The organism is Paenibacillus sp. FSL K6-0108 (assembly GCF_045040695.1).
Classification (GTDB): Bacteria; Bacillota; Bacilli; order Paenibacillales; family Paenibacillaceae; genus Paenibacillus; species Paenibacillus pabuli_B.
This window is the reverse complement of the sequence record NZ_CP150288.1, coordinates 829,965-851,853: the sequence shown is the minus strand read 5'-3', so window position 1 is coordinate 851,853 and position 21,889 is coordinate 829,965. Positions and strand designations below refer to the sequence as shown.

Here is a 21,889-nt window from a genome sequence, read left to right as displayed (position 1 = left end):
TATCTCCCTAGTACTGATAACGCTTTCACAAACTTTATATTGTCATTTTCGCAAATGTGGGATCATAGTTGAATACACAAATCCGTCTTATTGGTTCAAAAAACAGAGGAGGACAACTGCACCTCTCACGGCGCTGTTCGTCCCCCTCATACCTTGACTTCAAGATCGTCAATCAATTGTTATAAGCCAGTTCTGCGGAACTCGGTAGGTGTCATGCCAGTCCACTTTTTGAATACTTGACTGAAATATTGCGAATTCCCTCCGAAGCCAAACAATTCGGCAAGCTCAAAAACTTTCACATCCCCACCTCTGCGAATATGGTCGCAGGCACGCTCAATGCGCAAACGATTCACATAGTTGGAGAAGTTTTCGCCCGTCACTTTTTTGAAAATTTTGCCGAGATAATCCGGATTCATATATAACATCTGATGGGCAACCCCGTTAAGCGACAGATCAGCTTCGCCATAGTGGCGGTCCACAATATCCATCATTTTCTCCACGGCAGATGACTGACGGCTAATATGATTTTTGTAATAACCGGAGGTTAACCGGGCTGCGCTGCTGGCTACAAAGGATTTTAAACCGGACAATGTATCCATATGGGGCAGTTCCGCCATGCGTTGAGTAAATTCCGTTGCCTCCTCAGGAGGACAGACTTGAATCATGGCAGAGTATAACTGCACCACATACGAACGAGTAATCCCGATTTCAAGCTGTTGACCGGACAAAAGCTCGAACAGGCGATCCACTTCGGCTGCAACTTCTTCGGTATTGCCTGACTTAATCAATTGGCAGAGCTTCTCTGCATCCTGTTCAAGGTGGCCCCCTTCACATTCCCCGGCCAGGGTCAGATCACTTTTGGTAATCAGCTTGCCTTCGCCGATAAAGAAGCGGTGATTCAGACACTGCAGCGCCTCACGGAACAACCGTCGGGACTGGATCATTCGGTCTGCTTCACTGAGGGCAGCCGTAACTTCCAGTTTATATAGTCTGGTGAAAGCAGCCCGCACTTCCTCAATGCTCTCCATGAGACAGACCGGATCGTCGGAGTCCCCCAGCAGAATTAACAGTTTTCCTTCAATGGTCGTGCTTAACAGAACATGTGGCAGCAGATCACTCGCAATATTTTTAATGGCAAATAAATGACTATAATCATGCTCATCTGCAATCCGGAACAGCAATAGTCGAACTTCGTTATCCTCCAGCTCCAGATCAAACAGCTCCTGATAATACTCCAAATCAACCGGTCCATAGGTTTGATTTGTCATAAATTCCAGCAAGAACTGCTCCTTCACATGTGGGAGCACACGCTGCAGCCGCTGTTTCATCTCTCCGGCCACATGCTCTTTTACCTGGGCATCCTGGTGTTCCTGAAGCAGCTCGGACAAGGCATCATGAATCTGATTCTCATTACACGGTTTGAGCAGATAATGCTTCACTCCATATTGCATGGCCCGGCGGGCGTATTCGAACTCCTTGTATCCGGACAGCATGATAAAACGTAGTCCAGGGTAAGCTTCGGATGCTTTTTCAATGAGTCCAAGGCCATCCAGGCCTGGCATGGATATATCCGTAATGATAATATCCGGTCTGGAATGACTGATTTTATCCAGCGCTTCAATCCCGTTTCTCGCAGTATCCACCAGTTCCGTTCCCGCTGCAGCCCAATCCACAACTTGCGATATCCCCTCCAGAATGACACGTTCATCATCTACGAGCATCACTTTGTACATCGTCATCGTCCTCTCTGATCCAAGGTATTCTGATCGATACTACGGTCCCTGATCCGGGATTGCTGCTCATGATCATTTCGCCTTCGTCCCCGAAGGTCAATCTGATCCGTTCCTTGATGTTCGACAGTCCAATTCCCTGTCCCCTCGTCTGTATGCGTCCCTCCTGCAATTGTTCCAGGAATTCAAGGGTCATGCCCGGCCCATCGTCTTCCACCTCAATTACAACGTTGTCTCCGTCCGCTCTCGCCCTGATGCGAATACGGCAAGGTTCTATGCTTGGCTCCAATGCATAATGAATGGCGTTCTCCACCAATGGCTGCAGGGTTAACTTCGGAATGCGCGCAGTTCCCACTTCAGGCGCAATGTCCATGTCAAAATCAAGTCTTTCCTCGAATCGCGTGTGCTGGATCGTCACATAACTACGAACGATGTCCAGTTCCCTTTCCAAAGTAATCCACTTCTCGGACATATTCACTGAGCTTCGAAGCAGAAATCCTAGAGCTTCAACCATTTCAGAAATTTGATTCTGCTTCTGCATTTTGGCAAGCCAGTTGATGGATTCCAGTGTGTTATATAGAAAATGTGGATTAATCTGTGCCTGAAGCGCTTTCAATTCAGTCTCTCGTATCACGAGCTGCTTCGCATAATTCTCATCAATGAGTTCGCGTATACGCTGTAACATCATCTTGAACGTGCGGTGCAGCAACCCAACCTCATTTTGTGAAGATATCGGAATGTTTCCAAGCGCTGCTTCCTCCAGCTTATCCAGATCTCCCTTTTCGATATTGCGCATTTTCTTGATCAACTGGGCGATTGGCTGTGTAATGCTGCGGGAGAACTTGGCTCCGAATACAAGCGCTGCGAGGAATATCATGATAAAAATGACGGTTACCAGCTGTTTGACAAACTGAATCTGCTTAAACATTTGGTCAAAGGGCGTCATATACAGATACACCCAATCGGTATATGACGAATGCGCACGAGCGACAAAATTTCTTCCCTGCTCAAACATGGCTATCCCATAGGGCTGAGTTCGCTTCAGTTCAGATTCGATTTCAGACTTACTGACAGTCGACTCTGTTGGGTAAATTACTTCCCGGCCATCTGTAATTAATAATTGTGAATCCTCTGCCGGGTGCTGCATCTGATCCTGCACAATCCGATCCAGTCGTACACGAATAACCAGCGTACCCAACTCCTCCAGCGTGAATGCTCCACCGGTAAAAGACTTTACCTGTCGAACCGATAGTAGCCTGGCTTGTTGATCCCCGCCCGTATACCATGCATTGGAGCCTGAATATCGCTGTCCTAAAGCAACCACTTCCCTTTGCTTCTTCTCCGAGATCCCTTCCCTGTTTCCAGCTGCCATTACATTATTATCATTATCGATAAAAAGCATGGAATAGACGTATTTCTCCGAACCGGCATATGCGACCAATCTGTTGGTAATTTTTTTGCGCAGCCCGTTTTTTTCATATCCTGATTCCGCCTTATCAAGTTGGAGAAGATATTGCTGCAGCGGCTCATCAGACATGATCTTGAAGGATAGATTGGAGATCTCACGCAGTTGGTTCTCGATGCCCACCGAAGACATATTAAGCACCTGTGAAGATTTCTCATAGATTTGTCGGTCATAAATGCCGAACACATAGCCCAGGATAGATACATAGAACGTGAAGCTGATCATCATCAGTAATCCGATGAGAAGAATGGTTTTATGATGAATCGGCAAAGTCGTGAAAGCGTTTTTAATTCTACTCATCCAAAGCGCTCCTTTGGCTTGCGAAGGGTGCTGTCATTCGAAACTGTTTTCGATCTACTGTAAGTTATTTTCATATTTACACATCCATGGTCAGATGACAAGTCATATTTATGCAACATTTTAGGTTATTTCCGTAGGTTTGGCTCCTTGGTCTGGAATGAAAACAGACGCAAAAACAGCCAGATTCCCTGTAAGTATCAAGGAATCTGGCTGTTCGATATCATGAGATATAGAGTATACGCATAACTACTTATGACGTTACGGATTCACAAAAACGGTTTTCAGCTTGGCTACATACTGTACATCAAAGCCTAGACCTTCGGCTACCATGGCAAGAGGTACATATGTTTTGGACTCCTTACCAACCTTGTTCAGGAATGCAGGTGTATCCACAGCTACGGATGCCCCATTCACCTGAACAGCCGTTGCCCCAATTTTCACGGCAACCTTCCGATCTCCGTATGTAATGGTTGCGGTTGAAGTTTTGTTATCCCATACCGTAGTTGCACCAACGGCGTTCACGATATCCTGAATCGCCACAAAGTTTTTGCCATTGCGGATGATTGGTTTGTACGGCGTATCCAACGTTTTACCACTGACGATGATATTCATCGGTTGGCCTGCGGCGGGAACTGTCAGCTTGGTGTAATCGCCCCAGATCGTTTCTGCAAATACTTTGGCAATGGCTTCGTATCCCAACTGGTTCGGGTGGAAATCACGGTCCTTAATCATGTGTGTCATCGTGCCTTCACCGCCAACAAACTCCTTGGCGACATGAGCCACTTTTACATCCATCCCTTTAGCGGAAAATTCAGTCGCAATTCCATCAATGGTCGTAGTAAACCCTTGGGAAGCTTCCATCAGTTTCGCATAAAGTGCTTTTCCAGCTACTTCAGGCATGGGTTGGTACTGATCTGCGATTACAATTTTGGCATTAGGATTAATCTCATGAATATCATTGATAACTGCGCTAACATTGGCTGTATAGGAAGATAGCAATTCTTTCACTTTTGCTTGCAGTTCTGCATCACCAAGCTTATCTGCTGAACCGAGCAGCTCGGAAACATCGTTACCTCCAATCGTGATGGCAACCAGATTGGCTCCAGCTACACTTTCCCGGATGGCAGCAATATTGGCTCCAACTTGTCCTGCTCTTGGATCAGGAAGGCTGGGCTGGATCGCTTCGGAAGTGAGCGCTTTCCCTTCTTTAATCGCATCTGCAAAGTTTTTCAGACCACTGCTCTTCAATCCGGCAATACCATAGTTGTCCACCTGAGTACGCCCGTGAAGCAGGCCTTGCTCCTGTAATCGTTCTACATAACCATATGGCAGTTCTTTAAGGTTCGGTTCATAACCTACGGTGATGGAATCCCCCAATGTAACGATGCGGAATTCCTTGGTTACTGCTATGGCATCCTTGTTCGCAGGCAAAGATGCTGTTGTAGTTCCCGCAGATAACGTATTGCTATCCGCAGCAAGAGCGGACTGTGCGGATGATGCCAAAATCAGCATGCCTGCCAGCATACTTGCCGTTAATCCCGCGGCGGTACTTCTCCATATACGTTTACGCTTCATTCTTAGAACACTCCTTATTCTCGTATCTATAAAATAAAATATAAGTACATCGTACACTGCTGACTCTGATGACAGAAGTTCGTGTAACTCTATTCTAACATTATTGAAGGGCCGCTGTCGTCTGCACTCCACATCCGCACGAAAAACAGACTCCCTAATAAGGTAAGTCTGTTATCCGTTGAGTATAAGCACGATGTCCAGTCGTTAAGACCTTGATTTATTCGCGTCACCAGAATCAGAACCATTCGTGTCCATTTTCGTTTTGTTCTCGGCAGAACGCTCTAGGTATCGATCATAACGATCGTCCACCTCACGTGCCATGTTCCGGTACTTTAACGTTTCTTCGACAATCGGGTCCCGTTCTGTCTGAATGCGCACCTCGTACTTGGGAGGAATCAGCTGACGTTCACGTTTGTCAGCATCGCCGGACTCCTCCATGTCCCCTTCAGTCAGCATATCACTTAAACGTCGTTCCAGTTCTTTGGATTCATCCATTGTTGTTCGCTCCTTAAGTAAATTTCACTCCAAACCTGTTGCCTTTGCTTCCTTCAGCACACCGGTCAGTGCATCATGAATCTTGCCATTGCTGGCAACCACATGGCTTACGGACAGTTGATAAGGCGTTCCCACGGTATCAGTTACCTTACCGCCGGATTCCTCAACCAGCAGTGCACCTGCGGCGATATCCCAAGGCTTCAGACCAACTTCGGTATAAGCGCTGAGGCGCCCCGCTGCAACATACGCCAAATGCAGGGCGGCAGAACCACCCGCACGCAGACTGCGTACTTGCGGTGCAAGCGCCTGAACAGCGGCCATATTGATTGGCAGCGCGTAGGTTGTATCCGCCGGGAAGCCAACCGCGATCAGGCTCTGAGCCAGTTCCTGTTCACCCGATACAAGCATTCGGTTTCCGTGCACGTAAGCGCCTTTTCCTTTTTCCGCAACAAACATCTCGTCACGGGAAGGATCGTAGATTACCCCCACAATCACCTCTCCGTTATGGGACAATGCGATGGATACGGAGTAGAACGGGAATCCGTGTACAAAATTCGTCGTTCCGTCCACGGGGTCCACAATCCAGAGAAACTCTTCTTCCTCAGCTTCTTTCAGCGCCTTCGCCGAAGCTTCCGGTCCCGGTTCGACGCCCTCCTCACCAAGAATGGCATGATCGGGGAAATGCGTCAGAATCAGGCGGCGGATCATCTGCTCCGCACCTTTATCAACTTCAGTAACAAGGTCCTGGGGCGAATATTTGGTTCCGGGCTCCCCCACCGTTCCGAGACGGCTCTTAATCCACTCTCCAGCCTTCGAAGCAGCATTAATAGCGACGGCAGTATAGCTTTTGCTTGTCACGACATAAGGTGTTTTTTCCTTCTCATTCAAAGCGTTCACTCTACTTTCTATATCAATCTACGAAAATTTAAAATACTTGTTAAAAGTATACGCCCCAAGGGTCGTAAAGTTTCCCGTTGCCCACGCCCCTTTTGGCGCTACGGATGAATGATGACCGTCGACTCGTCCACCCACTCCACACCCTCTTCGTGATAGAATGCTAGTTTCTGCATCAACTGCACCAGAGCTTCATCCTTGCGTTTGGCCTCAATCATCACATCAAGGGCGGGTGTATCTGCTGCAATATGACGTAAAAAAGCGAGCATCGGCTCCACCTCAACATCATCAGCATGGCCACGCAGGTCCTTTTCGCTCTTGGGACTGGAGACGTGAATTTTGGGCGGCAACGGCTTGTCTGCCGGTGAATCCGCTTGGGCAAGCTGGGACTCCCACGTCTTCAATATATCTGGCCAGAGATCCCACGGCTGTTCGCCTTCATTGTTCACCCATTGATGGTGGATATCCAGCACCATGGGCAGCCCCATACGTTGACATACCGAGAGTGTCTCGGGTGCATTGAAGGTCTTGTCATCATTTTCGAGCGTCATGCGTTCCTGAATATCCCGATCCAGCTTCAGAAAATTTTCTTCAAAACGCAGCGCTGCACTAGGCTTGTCCCCATATGCACCACCAATATGTATATTGTTCTTGGCAGTGGCATTCAGCCCCATGGCATCCAGCATGCGTACATGATGACGAAGGTCGCGCATGGAGTTGCGCAGCACTTCCTCCCTCGGTGTACTGAGTACCGTAAAATGATCCGGGTGGAAAGACACACGCATCTCGTTCTCCTTCACAAAATCGCCAATCGCGGCAAAATCCTGCTGGAGTGCGGGAAACGGGTCCCAATCACCGAGATCCTCATGAGTTGCCAGCGGAATTAATTTGGAAGAAAAACGATACACATGAATATGGCTACCTTTATTGTGTCTGAGCAAACGTAATGTATTATGCAAATTCTCCGCCGCAATCCGTTCCAGCTTGCGAATTGCCGCTTCCCTGTCATCTATCTTTTTGAAACTGGCCATGGTCATCGTACGGGAGGGTGAGGCATTCTCCACAAGCACGGACATTGCAACGTAACCGAAACGTACAAGCATGAAGTAAGTACTTCCTCTCTGTTAGGACGGGATTCCTCCTGGCGACATGCCTGGTTGTCTCCCTTCACTTTATATAACCAAGTTTTACCCTAAAAGAGAGACCATAATCGTGATCGGGGCAAATCGGTTCATTCGCTCCGGTTCACGTCTAACAAATTACTCCTGAGCCTGTTCACCAAAGAACATCTCATCCGCGAGTGCGGTCTGAATGCGTGATTCTTCCTCGTTCAGCTTGCGGATCAACTGCATCTCCACTTCGGTCACTTCCTGGCCTTGAAAGTTAATCTCTGCAATGGAGGCAACAATCTTCACGATAGCTACGGCCACGTTATCCGGTGTGTAAGCAATGACTTTCTGTCCGGTAGGAAATACACGAAAGCCTTGTTTGACCATTTTGCCACGGCCGTATTCAAGCAATTCGAACAGCTCTTGTTCATTCTTGAATTTGCATACGGAATTGAATTCGGTCTGAAATCCCATTCGTACCCCTCCTCATATTGTCGTCCCGACTATGCCTGTATGCCGCTCTCGTAGTTCAGCGCCTGCTTGCGGTTGTATCGTTCCAAAGCCAGCTCGATCATGCGATCCAGCAGTTCGGCATACGAAACGCCTGTTTCACGCCACAAGAGCGGGTACATGCTATATGGTGTAAAGCCAGGCATGGTGTTTACTTCATTAATAAGCAAGGCCCCATCCGATTTGCGAATGAAGAAGTCTGCACGGGAAATACCATTGCCTTCAATCGCGCGGAATGCCTGCAGGGCGGCCTCGCGGATGCGATCTGCGGCTTCCGGGTCTAGCGGAGCAGGGATCAGCATCTGAGACTGTCCATCGATGTATTTGGCTGCATAATCATAATATTCACCGGAAGATACGATTTCTCCTGGTACGGAAGCCATGGGCTCGTCATTACCAAGAACACTAACTTCAACTTCTCTTGCTTCTACAAACTCCTCAATGACCACCTTGGTGTCATAACGGAGAGCGAACGCTACGGCTTTCTTCAGTTCATCCCGGTTACGCGCCTTCGAAATCCCTACGCTAGAACCGAGATTGGCCGGCTTGATAAAGCAAGGATAGCCGAGCTGATCCTCTACCTGCAGGATCATTTCATGTTCGCTCAGCTTCCATTGCGTAGCGTTAAAATACGTAAAGGCACATTGGTCGATTCCGGCCTGTGCGAACAGTTTCTTCATGACCACTTTGTCCATGCCGCCTGCCGAAGCGAGTACACCTGCGCCAACATAAGGCATATCCGCCATCTCAAACATTCCTTGAATCGTACCATCCTCACCAAACGTACCGTGCAGCAGCGGGAACATGACGTCCATTGCTTCCTCTCCGCCATATAAACGGCCAAACAGCGCGTTCAGCGCTTCCTGGGTTCCGCCCGCCGCTTGCTCCAGCTTCAAATCTTCAATCTGCGCGAATGGCGCGTGCATGACAGATCCTTTTTTCCATGCACCCTGCTTGGATATATAAAAAGGAACCAGTTCATACTTCTCATAATCAAATGCGTTCGTTACAGCAAACGCCGTTTGCAGCGACACCTCATGCTCGCCTGACTTTCCGCCGTAAACGACGCCTACTGTTAATTTATCCATACTCATGTGCAACCTCCGATTATCTGTGCAATGATGCTGTCATGCCTGCATGTTCAGCACCACTTTTATTCTGTTATCTAGACTTATTTTACACGGAACCGGATGTCCACGTCACCGAATCCCGTAAATCTTTGAGCATCAAAATTCATCAGCAATATGAAAAAGCCGGTACACCGTCCGCTCGTTCCAGGCGTAAGAATCCCGGTAATCCCAAAAACGGTGGCGGCTGCTGACCGTATGTGCGTTCACAAGCGGCATACCTCCAGCATCAAAAGCGGTCACTACAGTACTGTGCTGAAACCTGCCGTCCCCATCCCAATCGTAGAGGATTACATCTCCGAGCATTAACTGCTCCGGACGATCCACTTGAGTCGCTGACAATCCCCAGCTGCTGCCCGATAAATATCGCTCCAGACTATTGGACACGGCCCAGCTGTAACTCCACATTTCAGAGCCATTTACATAGCCTTTGTACCACCATCCTGATTCTCTTTTACCAGTATAGTGGATGGGTGCTTCCCCTGCAAAGAGACATTGGGACACATAATTGGTGCAATCGACTTCGAATTCCTCAAATGCCGGGTTTCCCGCATTCCACCACCGGTCCGCGTAGGCCACAGCAAGATCCCTGCGATACAGCTGCTGTCTCGATCTCCTACCCTGTCCCAGTACTTCCCGGTTAAGCAGCGGTCGGTTCATCGCCTGTACAAAATCAGCTTGTTGAAAAGGACGACCCTCCCCTACTGGACGACGCTCCGGCACTTCACGTTCCACACGTGCAATGGTCCAAGCTCCACCTTGCCTAAGAAAGGTCAGGCGTTCCCGCTCAATCCGGTCTTCCCGATGGGTCAAACCGTTCTTCTCATAGAACAGCCTGCTGTACAGTTGCACATCCACCACCGATTCATCTGCCCCATCCATAAGTGTCCGCACAAGCTTGGCGCTGGTCTCACTGCGAAGAGGCACGGCCCGCCGCTTGCGGTACCATTGGTCCAGTCTGGCCATCCGCTCCCCCCGTTCCAGCACAAATTCCGGATCGGTGACAATCCGTTCGCTTGTCTGTGGACGGTAGTCGATCTCACAGCGATTATACTGGTTCACGTAGGTATATAAGGCACTCTTCCATTCGCGTTCCAAGCCTGTGTCCCCCTTTGGCATGAGTTCTGTCCGGAATGATCCATTGCATGAAAACTCCTTTTATTTATATGAGAGATTTTTCGGTTGTATGTGTCTGGTTCTGTTTTGAAGGCTTAATATCGGGGATAATGCGTATGGAAGAGATCACGTCTATTCCCTTTTCTTCAGAACGCATTCATTGTCTAATTCGCTTGGCTGGACAGGCAAAAAGCCCTTTACGTACAGCGTTGAAAACGGTATACTTAAAACTAAAGTTACAATTATGAAATTACGTTTCACCTAATGAAACCAGTGAACAAGAACACGGAACGATGAAGGCCTGTTCTTCACCTATACGAACGTTTTCTTCATCTCACCGACACATTTTAAGGAGGTACATGTATGTCAGCCAAGAATCATTTCTCCGCGGCCCGCAGTCTTGAGGTCGGAGGCAAGTCTTATCGCTACTACAGTTTAGATGCTCTTCAGGAAGGCGGCTACGGCGACCTTTCCAAGCTTCCTTTCTCCATTAAAGTGCTGCTCGAAGCAGCTATTCGTCAATTCGACGGACGTGCGATTACCGAAGAACATGTAAAACAACTGACCGGCTGGGCAGAAGGCCGTGACAATAACAAGGAAATTCCATTTATCCCTGCACGTATCGTTCTGCAGGATTTCACCGGTGTACCGGTTGTCGTTGACCTTGCAGCAATGCGCGATACCGTGAAAAAAGCAGGCGGCGATCCAAAACAGATCAACCCGCTCGTGCCGGTTGACCTCGTTATCGACCACTCCGTTATGGTTGATGCGTTCGGAACGAACGATGCTCTGGACTACAACATCAAGGTTGAGTTCGAGCGTAATGAAGAGCGTTACCGCTTCTTGCGTTGGGCGCAAACGGCTTTCAATAACTTCCGTGCAGTTCCACCATCCACAGGGATCGTTCACCAGGTTAACCTGGAGTATCTGGCTTCCGTGGCTGCAACCAAAACAGTTGACGGCGAAACCGTTGTATTCCCGGATTCCCTCGTAGGAACGGACTCCCACACCACCATGATCAACGGACTCGGCGTTGTTGGTTGGGGTGTTGGCGGAATTGAGGCCGAAGCAGGAATGCTTGGTCAACCACTGTACTTTGTAACACCTGACGTTATCGGTTTCAAATTGACAGGCAGCCTGAGCGAAGGCGCAACAGCTACGGATCTGGCACTCACTGTCACTCAAATGCTTCGTAAAAAAGGCGTTGTCGGCAAGTTTGTTGAGTTCTACGGACCGGGTCTTGCCAACATCAGTCTGGCTGACCGCGCAACAGTAGCGAACATGGCGCCGGAATATGGCGCAACAATCGGCTTCTTCCCTGTAGATAGCGAAACACTGAACTATATGCGTAATACTGGCCGTACCGACGAACAGGTGGATCTGGTTGAGGCTTATTACAAAGCTCAGAACATGTTCCGTACCGCTGATACGGTTGACCCTGAGTTTACAGACGTGATCGAACTTGACCTTGCATCCGTTGTCCCAAGTCTCGCGGGTCCTAAGCGCCCACAGGATCGCATCGAGTTGACTCAAATGAAAGAAGGCTTCAATAGCATTATCCGCACGCCGATCGACAAAGGCGGTTATGGATTGAGCGACGAGAAAATCGCTGAGAAAGTGCCTGTAAAACACCCTGACGGTTCCACTAGCGAACTGACCGCTGGTGCTGTCGTTATCGCGGCAATCACAAGCTGCACCAATACATCTAACCCTAGCGTTATGGTCGGAGCGGGTCTGCTTGCAAAAAAAGCCGTTGAACGCGGTCTGACCAAACCAGGTTACGTGAAAAGCAGCTTGACTCCAGGTTCCCTCGTGGTTACCGAGTATCTGGAAAAAGCAGGTCTGATCGAATATCTCGACAAACTCGGATTCAACGTTGCCGGATATGGTTGCGCGACTTGTATCGGTAACTCCGGTCCACTGCCAGACGAAGTAAGCGAAGCAATTGCCGAGAACGATATGACGGTAGCGGCTGTATTGTCCGGTAACCGTAACTTTGAAGGTCGTGTGCACGCGCAAGTCAAAGCCAACTATCTGGCTTCTCCGCCACTCGTTGTGGCGTATGCTCTCGCAGGTACCGTTAATATTGATTTTGCAACCGATCCAATCGGTTATGATACCAATAACGAGCCTGTATTCCTGAAAGACCTCTGGCCTAGCTCCGAGGAAATCAAGGATACCATTGCTAGCTCGCTGAACGCACAGATGTTCCGCAACAAATACGAGAACGTATTTACAGCTAACGAACGTTGGAATACGATCCCTGTACCGGAAGGCGAATTGTATGAGTGGGATCCTAACTCCACGTACATTCAGAATCCACCATTCTTCCAGGAGCTTGGCGACAAGTTGACTGATATCACAGATATTCGTTCCGCACGTGTTTTGGCATTGCTTGCTGATTCCGTAACAACGGATCACATCTCGCCAGCGGGTAATATCGCAACATCCAGTCCGGCTGGACTGTACCTGAAAGAACATGGCGTAGAACGTAAAGACTTCAACTCTTATGGCTCCCGTCGTGGTAACCATGAAGTTATGATGCGTGGTACGTTTGCCAACATTCGTATTCGTAACCAAGTGGCTCCAGGTACTGAGGGTGGTATTACGAAATACCTGCCAACGGACGAAGAGATGTCCATCTACGATGCTTCCATGAAGTATCAGGATGAAGGACAGAACCTGATCGTTATTGCAGGTAAAGAGTATGGTACAGGAAGCTCGCGTGACTGGGCGGCAAAAGGAACATTCCTGCTCGGCGTCAAAGCCGTTATCGCAGAAAGCTTCGAGCGTATTCACCGCAGTAACCTGGTGGGCATGGGCGTAATGCCATTGCAATTCCAGGAAGGTCATGGCTGGTCCAGCCTCGGTCTGAACGGTCGTGAAACGTACGACATCACAGGTCTGAGCAATGATGTGAAACCAGGACAAGAACTGACGGTTACCGTAACTCGTGAGGACGGCACCAAGTTCGAGTTCCCTGTTATCGCTCGTCTGGACAGCATGGTTGATGTGGACTACTACCATAACGGTGGTATCCTGCAAACCGTATTGCGTCAAATGATGAAAAAATCTTAATTGCCTTTAGTTTTAATGCAATTAAGTTATACAGAAAAGCTCCCCGCCTCGTGCGCTCGCACGGTGACGGGGAGCTTTTTGATTTTGCTTTTAATAATCGATATATGTTTAAAAATCAATCCTCAATCCAACTTCCGAATCATCAGGTGGCGCAGGAATGCGATATACACCTCTGCAGTTTAATTTCTCCACGTTGATCCAGTCTGCAAACTCGTCCCCACCGTAGCAACGTACAAAAACTCCATATTCTTTTTTACCCTCATGATCAATATATTCGGTATACTGGGTGAATTGATGTTTCCCTTCTATACTCTGCAAAAAATCAGAAAATTCAATTCTCCACTCTTCTATCTGCTCTGCATATTGATCAGGAACATAATAATAGAAACCATCTGGCGTATAGTATGAAATCTTCATTATCATCTAACAGACCTCCTAGATCCTAATTTGATAGCAGTTTAGAGTTTTAAGATTTCCATACCTTCTTTTAAAAATGACGAAACGAGAGTATGATATTCAATTCCATCTGCTAGTTCTTGTTTTGTTTTATGTACCAGAAAGTGAGAGTATTTCTTCATCAGTTCATGCTCATTCAACTCTATGGAGAGGTAAATAAGCTCAACGTCATCTGAGTCAAAATAGTGTCGATAGCCTCTCTCCGATCGCCCAACATTCATTACCGTTTTGATGACCAATAACTCATCACGTGTAAAGGTTTTTATCAAATCGGATCTTTTCTGTTCAAGATTGCGCACTACTTGTTCACCTTTACTTACACTCTCAGCTTCAGCAATTTCACTTTCAATTTCCATAATCTCTTTCATTCTTCCTGCGAGTTGTTTAGCCAATGAATACAATATATGTCCTCCTTGTAAGGATATAGGTTAATAGGGTTATCCTCTCTACTCTACCTTATTAGCAATTCCATTCGCAAACTGTATCATGGCTTGTTTCTTATTTCACTCCTATATGTGATTCCTGTATCACTTCAGAAAAGCTCCCCTCCACGTGCGCTCTGCACAGTGATGGGGAGCTTTTTAATAGAATGAATATGGGCATGCTCTGCTTAATGCCAATTTTCCTTTAATGTCCAATATGATGTGATGCTTGATCCAGTGATTGCAATGTGGCCATGACTAGAAACAAACAGGACATCATGATCAGTGAGTATCCAATCCATCTGGCGGTGATGCGATTGTTGTTGGTTCCATCCTTTGACGAAGAATGAGTAACATAACGCGGACGCACGACAAATACCATTCCTGTGCCAATCATTAAAGCAGCCAAGAAAATCATCAAATGCTCCCCTCCTTACACGCGACTCTGATTTGAATTATACTCTTTTTTCGGGGTGTGTGCCGCTCCTCCCAAAATCATTCGCTTCATGCCTATAAGCATCGTATACAGAACATAACCGATCATTCCACCAAAGGTGTTCAGCATAAGATCATCCACATCAAATATGCCCATGCCCGTCAATAGCTGTGTTACTTCAAAGGTCAAACTCAAGAGCAAGGAAAGTACAAGTACCTTTGCTCCTGACAACAGCTTGTTACCCATAAGAACGGGAATAAACATGCCCAGCGGGATAAAGGCCATCACATTGCCCAGTAGGTGAATTGCGGTACCCGGACGGTGAAGCGACAGGCTATGCCAGTCTCTTGAAATCTCCTGAAATGGCGTCAGGTTAACGGTTCGCGTATGAATCAGATCCGGCTGCTGCGCAATCGTCATGAGTTGAACTCTAACAGCGTCCCAATCCATTGTATGTCCCTTGAACAAGATCAGCTTAGTCAACAGATACAGATAGATGATGAACGCCGCCACCCATAAGATCTTTAGATTGAACTCTTTAGGTTTCATAATGAACCTCCATGTAGGTCTTGTTGTTTATTCCTCTACCGTCACGACAACTCCGTTCATGTTGTCTCCAGATATCTCATATTGACCGTGCTCAGGTACGTTAATGCTCTTCTCTTTGGAGGCATCGTAATAACGCACATGATAGAGATTGTCTCCGACTTCAGCGGAAATGCTCTTTTTCTGTTGCAGCAGCTCCAAATATTCCTCAAGCACCAAATGATTATGATACATGATGGCGCTGTGCGGCAGTCCCACATATCGAAAATGCCATGGTTCGTATTGAATGCCGGTGATATCCACTTTATCCTTCGGGTAACGCAAGATGAATCCGTATTTCCATGCATTCTTCTCCAGCCAGGCTCCTTCCGGTGCTTCACTCATGGCAGCCAAGGTAGAGCCGATATCCATGGACAAGCCGAGGTTATGCTCACTGTGACCCGCAGGAAGTGCATAATCCGAGCCCTTTTCCTCAAAAAGCTGCTCCTGTTTCGTAAAATCCCGGTAGCCACTGCTAATGATGAAGTACCTTACGTCATCTTTCGCGGCAGCTTCAACCATCTTCTCGAACGCTTGCGCTACGTACTTTGACAACAAAATCTTCTGATCCAGCAATCCGTATCCCCGGACCAGTTCATGTTGTTCAGCCAAATTCACAATATCGGTTCTGATTCCCTCTGCATGTACTGGATACTCCGAATTGACGAGCAATAGATTCCCTTTATGTATTTGATTCTTTATATCCACGTTAATGGTTTTGGTATATCCCGCCCTACTTTCAGTCGTATCCTGAATTTGCAAATTCGCTTCTTCCTTCTGCTCAAACAGTGCAGGTGACTTGGAGAAGATATATCCCAGTACAATGATACATATCAAAAATCCCCACTTCTTCATCCCTTGTTCCTCCTTTACCTCGTATAATCAAGGATAGAGAAAACTAGTTAAAAAAAAGCAGGGCAATTCTAAAGTTTTTCTTAAATTCGGCATATAACTTCATTCCAGCGCAGGCAGCCGAACTTCAAATACGGTCCGTACTACATCACTTTGGGCCGAAATGGTCCCATCATGCTGCTCCACAATATTTTTCGCGATAAAAAGTCCCAGACCTGTTCCACCTTCCTGAGGTGTACGCGCTCGATCCCCGGTATAGTACATGTCGAAAATATGAGGCAGATCATCCGGATGAATATGTCCCCCATAGTTCATGATCTGAATGATCACCTGTCCTGCATCACGATACCCATAAATATCCACATAAAGACCATCCGTACCGTGACGCGCCGCATTGATTAACAGGTTCTCAAACACGCGTGCCAGCACCTCACCATCGCCGGAAATGGTTAATTCGGAATCGATATGCAGTCGGGTAACCAGGTGGTTCTTTTCAAAAACAGGGTACAGCTCTTCGCTCATCTGCCTCAGCAGTTCACTAAGATCAAGTCTCTTTTTGTCAATCGGCAGCATGCCATAGTTCATTCGTGTAATCTCAAACAAATCGTCGATCAGTTTCTCCAGACGCTGAGATTTGGTAAAAGCAATCGCTGTGAAGTGCCTAACCTGCTCCTTCGTCAGCTGATCATCCTTCATCAACAGATCCAGATAACCCAATACTGACGTTAGAGGCGTACGCAAATCATGCGCCAAATTTACAACCAGCTGATCCTTGCTGCTCTCCGCGAAATCTCCCCGTTCGACCGCTTCCCTCAATTTCAGACTCGCCAGATTGATATCCTCTGCAATCGCGCCCAGCTCGTCCTTCGTCGAAATCTGCACACGGTGCTGAAAATCACCACTCGCGAGCTGCCTAATACCTGTAGAGATATTTTTGAAATAGGTCACATATGGCTTCGTAAACCAGAAGAAAAACAGTATGGCAAGCGGAATGAACAGGATAAGGAAAAAGTAAATATCCCCTATGCTTTTCATAAAGTGACGATATTCAGCTAACTGATCTTCCGCACGCACTCCGGTGTAATAGTATTGCATCAGTTTATATACCCCAAAGGTAATCGCGCCAGATGCCAGCATGCTTAACCCAAGCAACAGAATCATGGTCGTTCGAAAACTTCTGCGTTTATTCATTGAATGTGTACCCCACACCCCAGATCGTTTTGATAAACTTGTTCTTGCCTACGTCTTCCCCCAGCTTCTTGCGCAGGGTCCGAATATGAACCATCACGGTATTGCCGCTCTCATAATAAGCCTCACCCCACACCTGTTCAAAGAGGCTCTCTGCACTGAACACTTGTTTGGGATGACTTGCGAGCAGATACAGGATGTCAAACTCCTTCGGTGTTAATTCTATGGGCTTGCCATAAAGGGTGACGCTATGCTGATCTGGCGAGATAACGAGGCCGCCTTTCTCCAAAATGGAGCGCTGGATCGGTACAGACTGGCTGAATTGAAGGGAACGGCGCAGTTGGGAATTGACCCGGGCGACCAGTTCCATCGGGTTGAATGGCTTGGTCATGTAATCGTCTGCACCCATCACGAGGCCGGTGATTTTATCCATATCCGAGGTTTTGGCACTCAGAAAAATGATAGGCAGGTGATACTGCTCCCGAATTTTGCGGGTTACCTCATATCCATCCATACCAGGCATCATAATATCCAAAATAGCCAAATCGATCGTTTGTGTCTGAACGGCTTGAACCGCCGCCTTCCCATCGAATGCCTTGATGATGTGATATCCTTCTTTTTGCAAATGCAATGCAACCAGATCAGCGATCTCAACTTCATCATCTGCGATCAAAATCGTAATACGCTTCATTGCTTATTCCACTCCTATATGTGATGCTCAACAATATAACATATCTGAATCCAACTTATAAATGATTGAAGGGAATCCAATATATGAAACTCGACCGTTTATTAGCCATCGTTGTGCTGCTGATCAATCGTGGCCGGGTGCAGGCCAAGGATTTGGCAGATACGTTTGAGGTATCCATCCGCACCATCTACCGGGACATAGACACGCTGGGACAGGCGGGTATTCCTGTCGTCACATATCAGGGTGCAAGCGGGGGGATTGGCCTTGCAGAGGGCTACAGGCTTGACCGAAATGTCCTAACTGACAAGGATCTGGCTTCTATTGTCACTGCGTTACGAAGTGTATCCACCTCCCATACAAATGTGGCACGGGAACTGTTGATGGAGAAACTCAGCAGTATCGTGCCTGAATCCAAAAATGAGGATTTTCAGGCCAATACCAGCCGCTTTATTGTGGATTATTCGATGTGGACGCATCCCGAAGCGCTGCAAATCAAGCTTCAGCTCATTGAACAGGGCATGGATCAACTGCGCCCCATCTCATTTACCTATTGCAGTGCAGAAGGTACTCAGACCCATAGAACAACGGATCCGCATACCCTCGTGCTCAAAAAGCATTCCTGGTACCTCTATGCGTTCTGTCACGAGCGCAACGAGTTCCGTATGTTCAAGCTGGTTCGCATGAGAGACGTTACCCTCGCCCAAGGGAGCTTCGAACGCAAGCCCATTAACCTGCAGGACAGGCCCTGGCAGCAGGAATGGGCAACTCCGGATAATAAAGTGGCCCTAAGCCTGAGATTCCATGCTCGTATCCGTCACATCGCAGAGGAATGGTTTGGCATAGAGAACGTTGTTTCGGATGGCGAGGGGTATTATATTAGCCAAGTCGCATTTCCCGAAGATAACTGGCTGTACGGGTTCATTCTTGGATTTGGCGCAGATGTCGAAGTGCTGGAGCCTCTGCATATTCGAGAAGAGATTCGTAGAATTGCTGAACAAATTGTACAAAATTATAAGGCTCGCCTCTAACCTGACAGACAGGTGTCCAGTTCCTCCCGTTATACTTCTACTATATTAAGCATTACATAACGAGGAGGAATTGATGATGAACGTCACCGTATGCCAGAGCTGCGGAATGCCACTTACTACCCCTGCCCAATTCGGCACAGAAACGGGTGGTCATACAACCCGCGAATACTGTATCTATTGTTATAAAGAAGGCAAGTTCGAGCAGCCCGATATCACCCTGGAGGGCATGATCGAAATGTGCACCGCCATCCTGAACCAGGAAGGGATGGACGAGGAATCAGCAAGAGCGATGCTGCGGAACCAGCTTCCTTTTTTGAAAAGATGGAATGCCTCCGGCTCAGAACGGAACGTGACATTTGGGGCAGAAAATTCGGATGGGTCCGTTGAATTTAATCAAGGAACTCGGGACAATCGTCTTTCCACAGAGCCCATTCGGTACGTCACGCTGCCAGGAAAGCGCCTTGCAGGTGTGTCCGCCAGAACAACCAATGCCATTGAGATGAGTGGCAAAGGCTGCATTCAGGGACTCTGGGACAGCTACTTCACCTCAGATCACCAGCCTGCCCCTGAAGCCCCCCGCTATGGTTGTTACGCTGACTATACGGATGGCATAAATGGAGAATACACCATACTGGTGGGTCATGAGGTTGATCCACATGAAGCGTTGCCTGAAGAATTGAATTCCGTTGAGCTGCCGCCTGCAACTTATGCGGTGTTCACCTCCAGAAAGGGTCCGATGGGCGAAGTTTTGAGTGAAGCCTGGGGTGCGGTGTGGGCCTGGAACAATCAGGGGATGCGTACCTTTACCGGAGATTTTGAATTGTATGATGAGCGGAGCCTTGATCCAGAGCACGTTCAGGTGGACCTATATATTGCTGTTCGGCAAGAACAATAAGAACAAAAGTGATTTTGATCATATCTTCATCTCAATTGAGCGACTCAAACTAGGACTTAGTAAGTGAATACTGCTCCGTGGATTTATGCAAATTGCGACTAGGCTGCCAGGTTTTCCTGGCGGCTTTTTGGCGTTTACACGTTGACTCTCCGTCATAAAATGCCCTGATATACACCCAACAACCGACTATGGTACCAAGTTAGCTAGCACGCGTCGTACCTATACAACCAGACAATATGTCTTAATTTCGACACCATTGGCAGCCCCAAAACTGGGTCTATTCACTTAACAACCGCTTCTATCCTCCCATACGAAACCTCACATATGCGGTCCTTTTCTCCTGAATTTACTTAAAAACGTTTACATCTCCTGAATACGGGGTAAAATCACTACAATCCAATTGGAATTACACCTTAAAGTTGCTTGATTCGTCTAACAAGTCACATATACCTATTTGCGTAACAGAGACGATAACCCGTCGGAATACATAACCTATTAATAATCACATATGCATATTCAAAAATGCATTAAAGGAGGAACCAAGATGATCCGCATGCCTATTCAGCAAATGATCCCGTACCATCACCAATATCCGCGCAACACGGCGACCACTGCTCCCAAAAAGGAGAATGAGAACACTCAAGGTCTATCCTTTCATGAAATTTTGCAGCAAAAAATGGCTAAAAAGAACGCCGCCCCTTCTATGCGATAAATGAAATATGAGCGAATTGAGAATCGCTTGCGTGGTTTGTACCGTTCCTCTGCAAAGTTGTGGATGAACGGTTATTCGCGTTTTCGCTTAAATTTGTTGTGAGATCAGCATTTTACATATGTACAGCCTATTGTCACATCTCTATAATGGGTTAAATATCTGCGGCACTTTATTGAGACAACATCCATTTCAGGGGGCAAATATGATGATAACTATCGGCTGTTTTCACGCTCATTATTCCAATATTGCACTGATTGAAGAAGCACTCGCTCCTTATAAGGTTGAACTTGTACATTATGTTGATCCGGGTCTGGATCGCCTCAAACATGATGCGGATTTCACCGAGGCAGTTACCCATGAGAAAGTATCACAGACACTGCAATGGATCGCGCACTGCCATGCAGATGCCATTCTCGTCACCTGTACCCTGTTTGCAGCCGTACTTGAGCAGGAGGCATCACATGTTCCCGTCCCTGTAGTTGGTATTGATGATCCATTACTTCAGGAAATGCAGCAGAATCCTGGTGAGTACATCCTGGCGTTTACCAACCCCGCAACGATTGAGGGCACGATGGCGCGGGTGAATCTGGCTTTGCAGCAAGATGATGAGGATGAGCAGCGAAACGGGATCGAAGCGTTAGAAACTGAAGCAGTACTGATCCCAGGCACATTCGAGTTAATTATGCGAGGCGATAAGGAAGGCTATCTTGCAGCGGTGAGCACCGGATTACAGCAAATTGCTGAACAGTACCCGGATCGCACGGTAGTCGCCGCTCAACTGTCCATGGCTCCCGCAGCAGCGCGGGTCACAGCAGACACAGGTATGGCGATCTACAGCCCGCTGGCATCGGTTGCGGAGTATTTGGAGAAGAAGTTGAGCTTGGTCAAAGTTAAGTGTTGAACTCATGAAGCCAAATAAAAAGACTCTCGAATGAGAGACTTTAGAATGGTATAATTATTTTGTACAGCCAATTTGTGGTGGGAAATAGGTTGCCTCCGGTGGGAGGTGATCCTATGAACTTCTCTTTCAACGACGTAATCGTGTTCGCAATGCTAATTATTGCGCTCCTGACATACATCGACCGTAAAAAGAAGTGACCCGCCACAGGTTGACGGCCTGACAGGTCACTTCGTCTGAACTATGCTGCACTTGGAGGAATACCTACCGCAAATGCTGTGCAGGAGTAGCCATTGGCCTGGCTACTCTTATTTGTTTTTCACTTAT

Annotated in this window: 21 protein-coding genes; 5 read left to right on the top strand and 16 right to left on the bottom strand. The window is 47.5% G+C overall.

Features of this window, described 5'->3' with window-relative positions; translation table 11 throughout:
* Nucleotides 1-179 precede the first annotated feature (179 nt).
* From MHB49_RS04135 to MHB49_RS04095, 9 genes are all read right to left on the bottom strand, one after another.
* Complete coding sequence (locus MHB49_RS04135; protein ID WP_247900673.1) at nucleotides 180-1,733, bottom strand: response regulator; 1,554 nt, start codon at nucleotides 1,731-1,733, stop codon at nucleotides 180-182.
* Nucleotides 1,708-3,495 carry a sensor histidine kinase gene (locus tag MHB49_RS04130; RefSeq protein ID WP_405155137.1) on the bottom strand — a complete coding sequence of 596 codons (1,788 nt, stop codon included), beginning with the start codon at nucleotides 3,493-3,495 and terminating at the stop codon, nucleotides 1,708-1,710. The genes MHB49_RS04135 and MHB49_RS04130 overlap by 26 nt, the downstream gene beginning before the upstream one ends.
* A 258-nt stretch (nucleotides 3,496-3,753) precedes the next feature.
* Nucleotides 3,754-5,070 carry a stalk domain-containing protein gene (locus tag MHB49_RS04125; RefSeq protein WP_405155136.1) on the bottom strand — a complete coding sequence of 439 codons (1,317 nt, stop codon included), beginning with the start codon at nucleotides 5,068-5,070 and terminating at the stop codon, nucleotides 3,754-3,756.
* Nucleotides 5,071-5,274: 204 nt separating this feature from the next.
* Complete coding sequence (locus MHB49_RS04120; protein WP_247900669.1) at nucleotides 5,275-5,565, bottom strand: hypothetical protein; 291 nt, start codon at nucleotides 5,563-5,565, stop codon at nucleotides 5,275-5,277.
* Nucleotides 5,566-5,589: 24 nt separating this feature from the next.
* Nucleotides 5,590-6,453 (bottom strand): inositol monophosphatase family protein, encoded by an 864-nt coding sequence (locus tag MHB49_RS04115; RefSeq protein ID WP_405157036.1) that lies wholly within the window; start codon nucleotides 6,451-6,453, stop codon nucleotides 5,590-5,592.
* A gap of 107 nt (nucleotides 6,454-6,560) precedes the next feature.
* Complete coding sequence (gene uvsE, locus MHB49_RS04110) at nucleotides 6,561-7,562, bottom strand: UV DNA damage repair endonuclease UvsE (RefSeq protein WP_405155135.1); 1,002 nt, start codon at nucleotides 7,560-7,562, stop codon at nucleotides 6,561-6,563.
* Between the two features lie 156 nt (nucleotides 7,563-7,718).
* Complete coding sequence (locus tag MHB49_RS04105) at nucleotides 7,719-8,042, bottom strand: hypothetical protein (protein ID WP_405155134.1); 324 nt, start codon at nucleotides 8,040-8,042, stop codon at nucleotides 7,719-7,721.
* A 29-nt stretch (nucleotides 8,043-8,071) separates the two neighbouring features.
* The gene (locus MHB49_RS04100) at nucleotides 8,072-9,172 is read right to left on the bottom strand and encodes a D-alanine--D-alanine ligase (protein ID WP_405155133.1); all 1,101 of its coding nucleotides are present in this window, start codon (nucleotides 9,170-9,172) and stop codon (nucleotides 8,072-8,074) included.
* Between the two features lie 132 nt (nucleotides 9,173-9,304).
* Complete coding sequence (locus tag MHB49_RS04095; RefSeq protein ID WP_247900665.1) at nucleotides 9,305-10,324, bottom strand: amidase domain-containing protein; 1,020 nt, start codon at nucleotides 10,322-10,324, stop codon at nucleotides 9,305-9,307.
* Nucleotides 10,325-10,684: 360 nt separating this feature from the next.
* Here MHB49_RS04095 and acnA point away from each other — a divergent pair, with 360 nt between their 5' ends.
* Complete coding sequence (acnA, locus tag MHB49_RS04090; RefSeq protein WP_405155132.1) at nucleotides 10,685-13,399, top strand: aconitate hydratase AcnA; 2,715 nt, start codon at nucleotides 10,685-10,687, stop codon at nucleotides 13,397-13,399.
* A 108-nt stretch (nucleotides 13,400-13,507) separates the two neighbouring features.
* On the opposite strand, the gene MHB49_RS04085 is transcribed toward acnA, so the two are convergent.
* The 7 genes from MHB49_RS04085 to MHB49_RS04055 form a co-directional block, all read right to left on the bottom strand.
* Nucleotides 13,508-13,822, bottom strand: a complete 315-nt coding sequence (locus MHB49_RS04085; protein ID WP_247900663.1) for a hypothetical protein — start codon at nucleotides 13,820-13,822, stop codon at nucleotides 13,508-13,510.
* Nucleotides 13,823-13,857: 35 nt separating this feature from the next.
* Complete coding sequence (locus MHB49_RS04080) at nucleotides 13,858-14,256, bottom strand: hypothetical protein (protein ID WP_405155131.1); 399 nt, start codon at nucleotides 14,254-14,256, stop codon at nucleotides 13,858-13,860.
* 226 nt (nucleotides 14,257-14,482) lie between these two features.
* Nucleotides 14,483-14,698: a hypothetical protein gene (locus MHB49_RS04075; RefSeq protein WP_247900661.1), complete on the bottom strand. Its 216-nt coding sequence runs from the start codon at nucleotides 14,696-14,698 to the stop codon at nucleotides 14,483-14,485.
* A 12-nt stretch (nucleotides 14,699-14,710) separates the two neighbouring features.
* The gene (locus MHB49_RS04070; RefSeq protein WP_405155130.1) at nucleotides 14,711-15,262 is read right to left on the bottom strand and encodes a VanZ family protein; all 552 of its coding nucleotides are present in this window, start codon (nucleotides 15,260-15,262) and stop codon (nucleotides 14,711-14,713) included.
* A gap of 27 nt (nucleotides 15,263-15,289) precedes the next feature.
* Nucleotides 15,290-16,153, bottom strand: a complete 864-nt coding sequence (locus MHB49_RS04065; protein ID WP_405155129.1) for a M15 family metallopeptidase — start codon at nucleotides 16,151-16,153, stop codon at nucleotides 15,290-15,292.
* Between the two features lie 99 nt (nucleotides 16,154-16,252).
* Nucleotides 16,253-17,341, bottom strand: coding sequence for a HAMP domain-containing sensor histidine kinase (locus MHB49_RS04060; RefSeq protein ID WP_247900658.1), 1,089 nt, complete (start codon nucleotides 17,339-17,341; stop codon nucleotides 16,253-16,255).
* Nucleotides 17,334-18,029, bottom strand: coding sequence for a response regulator transcription factor (locus tag MHB49_RS04055; protein WP_405155128.1), 696 nt, complete (start codon nucleotides 18,027-18,029; stop codon nucleotides 17,334-17,336). Before MHB49_RS04055 ends, MHB49_RS04060 begins: the two co-directional genes overlap by 8 nt.
* Before the next feature lie 83 nt (nucleotides 18,030-18,112).
* Between MHB49_RS04055 and MHB49_RS04050 the strand changes: the two genes are divergently transcribed.
* From MHB49_RS04050 to MHB49_RS04035, 4 genes are all read left to right on the top strand, one after another.
* Entirely contained in the window at nucleotides 18,113-19,057 is a 945-nt protein-coding gene (locus tag MHB49_RS04050) for a YafY family protein (RefSeq protein WP_247900656.1), read from the top strand.
* A gap of 73 nt (nucleotides 19,058-19,130) precedes the next feature.
* On the top strand, nucleotides 19,131-19,952 hold the full coding sequence (locus MHB49_RS04045) for a zinc ribbon domain-containing protein (protein ID WP_405155127.1): 822 nt from the start codon (nucleotides 19,131-19,133) through the stop codon (nucleotides 19,950-19,952).
* 544 nt (nucleotides 19,953-20,496) lie between these two features.
* The gene (locus MHB49_RS04040; RefSeq protein WP_161490662.1) at nucleotides 20,497-20,664 is read left to right on the top strand and encodes a hypothetical protein; all 168 of its coding nucleotides are present in this window, start codon (nucleotides 20,497-20,499) and stop codon (nucleotides 20,662-20,664) included.
* Between the two features lie 202 nt (nucleotides 20,665-20,866).
* Nucleotides 20,867-21,565, top strand: a complete 699-nt coding sequence (locus tag MHB49_RS04035; protein ID WP_405155126.1) for an aspartate/glutamate racemase family protein — start codon at nucleotides 20,867-20,869, stop codon at nucleotides 21,563-21,565.
* The last annotated feature ends 324 nt before the right edge of the window (nucleotides 21,566-21,889 follow it).

Excerpts from the sequence above, each read along its gene's own strand:
- MHB49_RS04135 (WP_247900673.1), bottom strand. The coding sequence starts at position 1,733 with ATGTACAAAGTGATGCTCGTAGATGATGAACGTGTCATTCTGGAGGGG.
- MHB49_RS04130 (WP_405155137.1), bottom strand. The coding sequence starts at position 3,495 with ATGAGTAGAATTAAAAACGCTTTCACGACTTTGCCGATTCATCATAAA.
- MHB49_RS04125 (WP_405155136.1), bottom strand. The coding sequence starts at position 5,070 with ATGAAGCGTAAACGTATATGGAGAAGTACCGCCGCGGGATTAACGGCA.
- MHB49_RS04120 (WP_247900669.1), bottom strand. The coding sequence starts at position 5,565 with ATGGATGAATCCAAAGAACTGGAACGACGTTTAAGTGATATGCTGACT.
- uvsE (WP_405155135.1), bottom strand. The coding sequence starts at position 7,562 with ATGCTTGTACGTTTCGGTTACGTTGCAATGTCCGTGCTTGTGGAGAAT.
- MHB49_RS04105 (WP_405155134.1), bottom strand. The coding sequence starts at position 8,042 with ATGGGATTTCAGACCGAATTCAATTCCGTATGCAAATTCAAGAATGAA.
- MHB49_RS04100 (WP_405155133.1), bottom strand. The coding sequence starts at position 9,172 with ATGAGTATGGATAAATTAACAGTAGGCGTCGTTTACGGCGGAAAGTCA.
- MHB49_RS04095 (WP_247900665.1), bottom strand. The coding sequence starts at position 10,324 with ATGCCAAAGGGGGACACAGGCTTGGAACGCGAATGGAAGAGTGCCTTA.
- acnA (WP_405155132.1), top strand. The coding sequence starts at position 10,685 with ATGTCAGCCAAGAATCATTTCTCCGCGGCCCGCAGTCTTGAGGTCGGA.
- MHB49_RS04085 (WP_247900663.1), bottom strand. The coding sequence starts at position 13,822 with ATGATAATGAAGATTTCATACTATACGCCAGATGGTTTCTATTATTAT.
- MHB49_RS04070 (WP_405155130.1), bottom strand. The coding sequence starts at position 15,262 with ATGAAACCTAAAGAGTTCAATCTAAAGATCTTATGGGTGGCGGCGTTC.
- MHB49_RS04065 (WP_405155129.1), bottom strand. The coding sequence starts at position 16,153 with ATGAAGAAGTGGGGATTTTTGATATGTATCATTGTACTGGGATATATC.
- MHB49_RS04060 (WP_247900658.1), bottom strand. The coding sequence starts at position 17,341 with ATGAATAAACGCAGAAGTTTTCGAACGACCATGATTCTGTTGCTTGGG.
- MHB49_RS04055 (WP_405155128.1), bottom strand. The coding sequence starts at position 18,029 with ATGAAGCGTATTACGATTTTGATCGCAGATGATGAAGTTGAGATCGCT.
- MHB49_RS04050 (WP_247900656.1), top strand. The coding sequence starts at position 18,113 with ATGAAACTCGACCGTTTATTAGCCATCGTTGTGCTGCTGATCAATCGT.
- MHB49_RS04045 (WP_405155127.1), top strand. The coding sequence starts at position 19,131 with ATGATGAACGTCACCGTATGCCAGAGCTGCGGAATGCCACTTACTACC.
- MHB49_RS04040 (WP_161490662.1), top strand. The coding sequence starts at position 20,497 with ATGATCCGCATGCCTATTCAGCAAATGATCCCGTACCATCACCAATAT.
- MHB49_RS04035 (WP_405155126.1), top strand. The coding sequence starts at position 20,867 with ATGATGATAACTATCGGCTGTTTTCACGCTCATTATTCCAATATTGCA.